This is a genomic window from Aeromicrobium piscarium (assembly GCF_007421815.1).
GTDB lineage: Bacteria > Actinomycetota > Actinomycetes > Propionibacteriales > Nocardioidaceae > Aeromicrobium > Aeromicrobium piscarium.
In genome coordinates this window covers 1-5,307 of sequence record NZ_VLNT01000037.1, presented here as the reverse complement: position 1 = coordinate 5,307, position 5,307 = coordinate 1, and the positions used below count along the sequence as shown (strand labels likewise).

Here is a 5,307-nt window from a genome sequence, read left to right as displayed (position 1 = left end):
CTCGATCGGGTCGGTTGCCGATGCGTATGACAATGCGCTCATGGAGTGCGTGATCGGGCTCTACAAGACCGAGTGCGTCCGCACCACGGTCTTCCACACCGGCCCCTACCGGACCATCGGGGACGTCGAGTACGCCACCGCCGGATGGGTCGATTGGTACAACACCAGGCGCCTGCACGGCTCTCTTGGGATGATGACCCCAACAGAGTCCGAGCAAGCCCACTACGCGGCCCTCAACCGAGAGCCGCAACCCGCATAGGAGCGGCAGCGAACCTGGGGCGGTTCATATCGACGCCCACCACGGCGACTACGCCGACGCCCGCGCCCACCTCGACGACGCCCTCGGACTCCTGGCCAACTGCGCCGACATCTACCAACGGTGCGACGACGCCAACCGGCGCCTGTGCAACCAAGCCTTCTTCACCAAGGTCTACATCGACGAAGACAACGAACTCCGCGTCGAGAACAACCGGCCCTTCGAGATGCTCCTCGACCCCGAGGTCAACGCCAACGCCCTCAACTGGACCCAGAACGGCGACAAGGCCCGAACCCCAGCCAACGATTCCATTGGCAAGGGTTCGAGCCTTGTGCACAGGGTGGAGCTAAGGGGATTCGAACCCCTGACCTCTTCCATGCCATGGAAGCGCGCTACCAACTGCGCCATAGCCCCGTTGAACCTCGTCAACTCTATCGGATGGGACCTAGCCGCCCCACCCCGGGGGTGCCGTCACGCTTCCTCGTCATCGGACAGCACGGGCTCGGGCAGGCTGCCGGTGTTCCATTCGGCGAGGCGCCACTCCGACCAGTCGCGATAGCGGCTCTCCTCCAGCACCGACCAGTTGCAGTTCGCCATGCCGCCGAGGGTCCGCCACGAGCTCTCCGGCAGATCGAGGAAGGACGAGACACCGGTGCGGATGACGGCGCCGTGGGCTACCACGACGAGCGTCTGATCGCGGCCGATCGAATCGAGCGTGTCACGCAAGGCGTCGGCGAAACGGTCCCCCGCCTGACGATGGGTCTCGCTGCCCGGCACCTTCGTCTCGTCCCCGTCGACCCACGCCTGCATCGCCTCGGGCATCCGGTCCCAGGCCTGCGGCCAGGTCAGGCCCTCGCGAGCACCGAAGTCCATCTCACGGAACCGCCGGTCGAGCTCGACGGGCAGACCGGCCACCTCACCCAGGGCCGCAGCGGTCGACGCCGCCCGCTTGAGGTCAGACGACACGATCCTGCTCGGGGCGAGCGCGGCGAGATAGCCGGCCGCCTCCTTCGCCTGCGCTCGTCCCACCTCATCGAGCGGCACATCGCTCTGCCCCTGGACGCGTCCCGCGACGTTCCAGGCCGTACGGCCGTGCCGCCAGACGATGACCCGTCGATGCGCCACGTCAGCCCAGCCCGAGGTCGACCGTCGGGCAGTCGCTCCACAGGCGCTCGAGGCCGTAGAACTCCCGTTCCTCAGAGTGCTGGATGTGGACGACGATATCGGCATAGTCGAGCAGGACCCACCTGCCCTCGCGTTCGCCCTCGCGGCGGACCGGCTTGGCCCCGAGGGACAGCAGCTTCTCCTCCACCGCGTCGCGGATCGCGGACATCTGTGGCGGGTTGGCGCCGGTGCAGAGCACGAAGATATCGGTGATGTACAGCTGCTCGGAGACGTCGAAGGCCACGATCTGCGTGGCCTTCCTGTCGTCGGCGGCCTCGGCAGCGGCACGGGCGAGCTCGACGGCTCGTTCGGTAGCGGTCATGATGGGTCCTCAGGTTGGTACAGACGGTGCTTGCCGATGTACTGCACGACCCCGTCGGGCACGAGATACCAGACCGGCTCGCCCTTGTGCACGCGTACACGGCAGTCGGTCGACGAGATCGCGAGCGCGGGGATCTCCACCAGCGTGACGCGGTCGTGCGGGAGCCTGCGGATCGTCTCGGCGTCCATCTCATGCCCTGGCCGGGTACAGCCGACGAAGTGCGCCAGATCGAAGAGTTCGTCGTGATCGCGCCACGTCAAGATGGCGGCCATCGCGTCGGCGCCGGTGATGAAGTACAACTCGTCATCGGGGTGCTGCGCGGCAAGGTCGCGCAGGGTGTCGATGGTGTAGGTCGGGCCGTGCCGATCGATGTCGACCCGGCTGACCTGGAAGCGTGGGTTGGCTGCCGTCGCGATGACCGTCATGAGGTACCGGTCCTCGGCGGGCGACACGTCACGGTCGGCCTTCTGCCACGGTTGCCCCGTCGGCACGAAGATGACCTCGTCGAGGTCGAACCAGGACTGCACCTCGCTCGCGGCGACGAGGTGACCGTGGTGGATGGGGTCGAACGTTCCGCCCATCACCCCGATGCGGCGGCGTTCGTCGGCCATCTGGCTCAGGTGTGCTCGCGGCCCTTGCCGAAGGCGACGAGGATCAGCAGCAGGATGAACAGGAACACGAACGCGCCGACGCCCACGAGCGGAGCGGCGATCGCCGGCTCGTGACCGGCCTCCTCGGCGAACTTCAGCAGATCGAGCATGGGGACAATCTACCAGCGGTCATCGCAGCTGGCCGTCGCCGGTCACCAGATAGGTGGTCGTGGTCATCTCGCGCAGGCCCATCGGACCCCGGGCGTGGAGCTTCTGCGTCGAGATGCCGATCTCGGCGCCGAAGCCGAACTCTCCTCCGTCGGTGAACCGCGTCGAGGCATTGACCATCACGGCGGCCGAGTCGACCCCGCGCGTGAACCGCTGCGCGGAAGCGAGCGACCGCGTCACGATGGCCTCCGTATGCCCCGAGGAGTAACACCGGATGTGATCGATCGCCGCGTCGAGCGAGTCGACGACCCGTGCGGAGATCTCCGAGGCCAGGAACTCGGTGGCATCGTCCTCCTCGGTCACGGGGACGATCGATGGATCGGCTGCCTGGAACGACGCGTCACCGTGGATCAGCACATCGCGTTCGTGGAGGGCCGCGACGATCTTCGGGACGAACTCTTCGGCGATATTCGCATGGACCAGCAGCGACTCGGCCGCATTGCAGACACTCGTGCGCTGGGTCTTGGAGTTCACGACGATGTCCAGCGCCATCTCGAGGTCGGCATCGGCGTCGACGTACACGTGGACATTGCCGGTGCCCGTCTCGATGACGGGAACCGTCGACTCCTCTACCACGGCGCGGATCAGTCCCGCTCCTCCGCGTGGGATCACCAGGTCCACCAGGCCACGGGCTTGCATCAGGTGCGTCGCCGAGGAACGGTCATCGGCCGCGATGGCCTGGATGAGGTCGGCCGGCAGTCCCGTGGCAGCGAGAGCGTCGCGCATGACGGCGACGATCGCGGCATTGGACCGTGCCGCGTTGCGCGATCCCCGCAGCAGCGAGGCGCTCCCTGCCTTGAGACAGATCGCCGCCGCATCGGCCGTGACATTGGGTCGTCCCTCGTAGATCATGCCGATGACCCCCATGGGCACGCGGATCTGCCGCAGCTCGAGTCCGTTCGGCAGGCTGGAGCCGCGGACCACTTCGCCGACGGGGTCGGGCAGCGCGGCCACCTGGCGCACGCCATCGGCAAAGGCGGCCACGCGACCGGCGTCGAGGGACAGCCGGTCGACGACGTTCTCCGGGGTCCCCTCCTCGCGGGCACCGGCGACGTCGAGCGCATTCGCCGCGAGGATTTCCTCCGTCGCAGCGACCAGCGCCTCGGCCATCGCGATCAGCGCGGCGTCCTTCTCCGCGCGCGAGGCCTGCGCGAGTACCGTCGCCGCGGATCGCGCCCGCCGCGCCGCATCGTGGACCATCTGCTTCATGCGGGCAGTCTAGATGACCTGGAAGGATGCGTTACGTCCTCGGTCACCGCCGGCGGTGACCCCCACGCACCCGGCGGGCGGTGAGTTATCCCAGACCGCCCACCGGCGAGGGCGCGCAAGGCCAGTGCGGGTCAGCCTTCGAGCTCGGCGAGCCGCTCTTCGGCGTCGGTGAGCTTGTCGCCGTCGACCGCGACCACCCGGTGGAACCAGCTCACGGCTTCATCGCGACGTCCCGCCGCCAGCAGGGTGTCGGCATAGGCGTAGCGGAGCCGAGCCACCCAGTCGGCGCGGCTCTTGCTCATCAGGTTCTCGGCTTCGAGCAGCTGCAACGAGGCCTCGACCTGTCCCATGTCACGCCGTGCGCCGGCGACGACGATGGTGAGCTCCGCATTGCCGCCCTCGTCGAGCTGCGCGCGGATCTCGGACGTGTCGTACTCAAGAGCCTTCTGCGGACGCTTCAATGCGCGCTCGCAGTCGGCCATCATCGGGGCGTAGATCGCCCGGCCGGTGATCCGCCGGGCGGCGCGGAACTCCGCGAGCGCCTCGGACCAGTTGCCGAGCGCGTACGCGGTCTCGCCGGTGGCCTCGCGCACGAGGCCGTTGCGCATCGCGCGCGCACGGGCAGCGAGAGCATGCTGATGGGCCAGCGCCGGGTCTTCGTGCAACAGCGAGCCCGCCATCACCAAGTGCCGGGCGACCTTCTCGGCCAGCTTCGGGGGGATGTTCTGCAGTTCCTGGCGAGCGAAGCGATCGAGATCCTTCGCGCTGACGTCATCGGGGATGGGAGGTCCGTCGTAGACCTTCTGCGCCTCGGTGCGCTCGCGGGGCTCCTGCCGACGATCGCGCGGCGCCCCGCCCTGGCGACCGCCGCGGCTCTGCGCCGGCTTGCCGTCTCGACCGGGCTTGCCGTCCTTGCCTGCTGGTCGACCGCGTCCACCACCGGGACGTCCGGACGCGCCCTGTGGGCGCTGCTTGCCGCCGGGGCCCCCGCGGCCCTGGCCCTGACGTGGTCTCTTCGATTCAGCTGACATAGTGCTTCCTTGATACATCTGGTGAAATGCGGCGAGGCCGCCCCAGGTGTGTTTGGGGCGGCCTCGCGCTAATGTTTGTCCGGCGACGTCCTACTCTCCCACACCGTCTCCAGTGCAGTACCATCGGCGCTGAAGGGCTTGACTTCCGGGTTCGGAATGTGACCGGGTATTTCCCCTTCGCTATGGTCGCCGTAACTCTATCAACCATCCAACTATCCAATTAATAGTCGGTGATGGTCTGGGAACCTCATAGTGGACGCGAACAACTCGAAAAGTATGTGTTGGGTGACAAGCCCTCGGCCTATTAGTACCAGTCAGCTCCACACATTGCTGTGCTTCTACTTCTGGCCTATCAACCCAGTGGTCTGCTGGGGGCCTTAACCCATGGCGGGTGGGAAACCTCATCTTGAAACGTGCTTCCCGCTTAGATGCTTTCAGCGGTTATCACTTCCGAACGTAGCCAACCAGCCGTGCACCTGGCGGTACAACTGGCACACCAGAGGTTCG

General features: G+C 67.0%; 8 protein-coding genes, 1 tRNA gene and 2 rRNA genes. 1 reads left to right on the top strand and 10 read right to left on the bottom strand.

Annotated features, from left to right (window positions below; genetic code table 11):
* Positions 1-259, top strand: a 259-nt coding sequence (locus tag FNM00_RS18600; RefSeq protein ID WP_143915023.1) for an integrase core domain-containing protein, incomplete at its 5' end; no start/stop codon positions are given.
* Here the strand turns inward: FNM00_RS18600 and FNM00_RS18930 are convergent.
* The 10 genes from FNM00_RS18930 to FNM00_RS18555 form a co-directional block, all read right to left on the bottom strand.
* Positions 234-593: a hypothetical protein gene (locus FNM00_RS18930; RefSeq protein ID WP_185973257.1), complete on the bottom strand. Its 360-nt coding sequence runs from the start codon at positions 591-593 to the stop codon at positions 234-236. The two genes, FNM00_RS18600 and FNM00_RS18930, sit on opposite strands and share 26 nt — an antisense overlap.
* A gap of 4 nt (positions 594-597) precedes the next feature.
* Positions 598-670 (bottom strand) — tRNA-Ala (locus FNM00_RS18590).
* 57 nt (positions 671-727) lie between these two features.
* A complete protein-coding gene (locus FNM00_RS18585; RefSeq protein ID WP_205199361.1) occupies positions 728-1,381 on the bottom strand; it encodes a histidine phosphatase family protein in 654 nt (217 codons plus the stop codon).
* 1 nt (position 1,382) lies between these two features.
* A complete protein-coding gene (gene rsfS, locus FNM00_RS18580) occupies positions 1,383-1,742 on the bottom strand; it encodes a ribosome silencing factor (protein WP_143915021.1) in 360 nt (119 codons plus the stop codon).
* Positions 1,739-2,353 carry a nicotinate-nucleotide adenylyltransferase gene (gene nadD, locus FNM00_RS18575; protein ID WP_143915020.1) on the bottom strand — a complete coding sequence of 205 codons (615 nt, stop codon included), beginning with the start codon at positions 2,351-2,353 and terminating at the stop codon, positions 1,739-1,741. Before nadD ends, rsfS begins: the two co-directional genes overlap by 4 nt.
* Positions 2,354-2,358: 5 nt before the next feature.
* Complete coding sequence (locus tag FNM00_RS18925) at positions 2,359-2,502, bottom strand: hypothetical protein (RefSeq protein WP_185973256.1); 144 nt, start codon at positions 2,500-2,502, stop codon at positions 2,359-2,361.
* A 19-nt stretch (positions 2,503-2,521) separates the two neighbouring features.
* Positions 2,522-3,769: a glutamate-5-semialdehyde dehydrogenase gene (locus FNM00_RS18570; protein WP_143915019.1), complete on the bottom strand. Its 1,248-nt coding sequence runs from the start codon at positions 3,767-3,769 to the stop codon at positions 2,522-2,524.
* A gap of 131 nt (positions 3,770-3,900) precedes the next feature.
* The gene (locus tag FNM00_RS18565) at positions 3,901-4,800 is read right to left on the bottom strand and encodes a tetratricopeptide repeat protein (protein ID WP_143915018.1); all 900 of its coding nucleotides are present in this window, start codon (positions 4,798-4,800) and stop codon (positions 3,901-3,903) included.
* A 77-nt stretch (positions 4,801-4,877) separates the two neighbouring features.
* Positions 4,878-4,994: ribosomal RNA gene (rrf, locus tag FNM00_RS18560) — 5S ribosomal RNA — on the bottom strand.
* Between the two features lie 90 nt (positions 4,995-5,084).
* A 23S ribosomal RNA gene (locus tag FNM00_RS18555) occupies positions 5,085-5,307 on the bottom strand; the annotation flags it as partial.

Excerpts from the sequence above, each read along its gene's own strand:
- rsfS (WP_143915021.1), bottom strand. The coding sequence starts at position 1,742 with ATGACCGCTACCGAACGAGCCGTCGAGCTCGCCCGTGCCGCTGCCGAG.
- nadD (WP_143915020.1), bottom strand. The coding sequence starts at position 2,353 with ATGGCCGACGAACGCCGCCGCATCGGGGTGATGGGCGGAACGTTCGAC.
- FNM00_RS18925 (WP_185973256.1), bottom strand. The coding sequence starts at position 2,502 with ATGCTCGATCTGCTGAAGTTCGCCGAGGAGGCCGGTCACGAGCCGGCG.
- FNM00_RS18570 (WP_143915019.1), bottom strand. The coding sequence starts at position 3,769 with ATGAAGCAGATGGTCCACGATGCGGCGCGGCGGGCGCGATCCGCGGCG.
- FNM00_RS18565 (WP_143915018.1), bottom strand. The coding sequence starts at position 4,800 with ATGTCAGCTGAATCGAAGAGACCACGTCAGGGCCAGGGCCGCGGGGGC.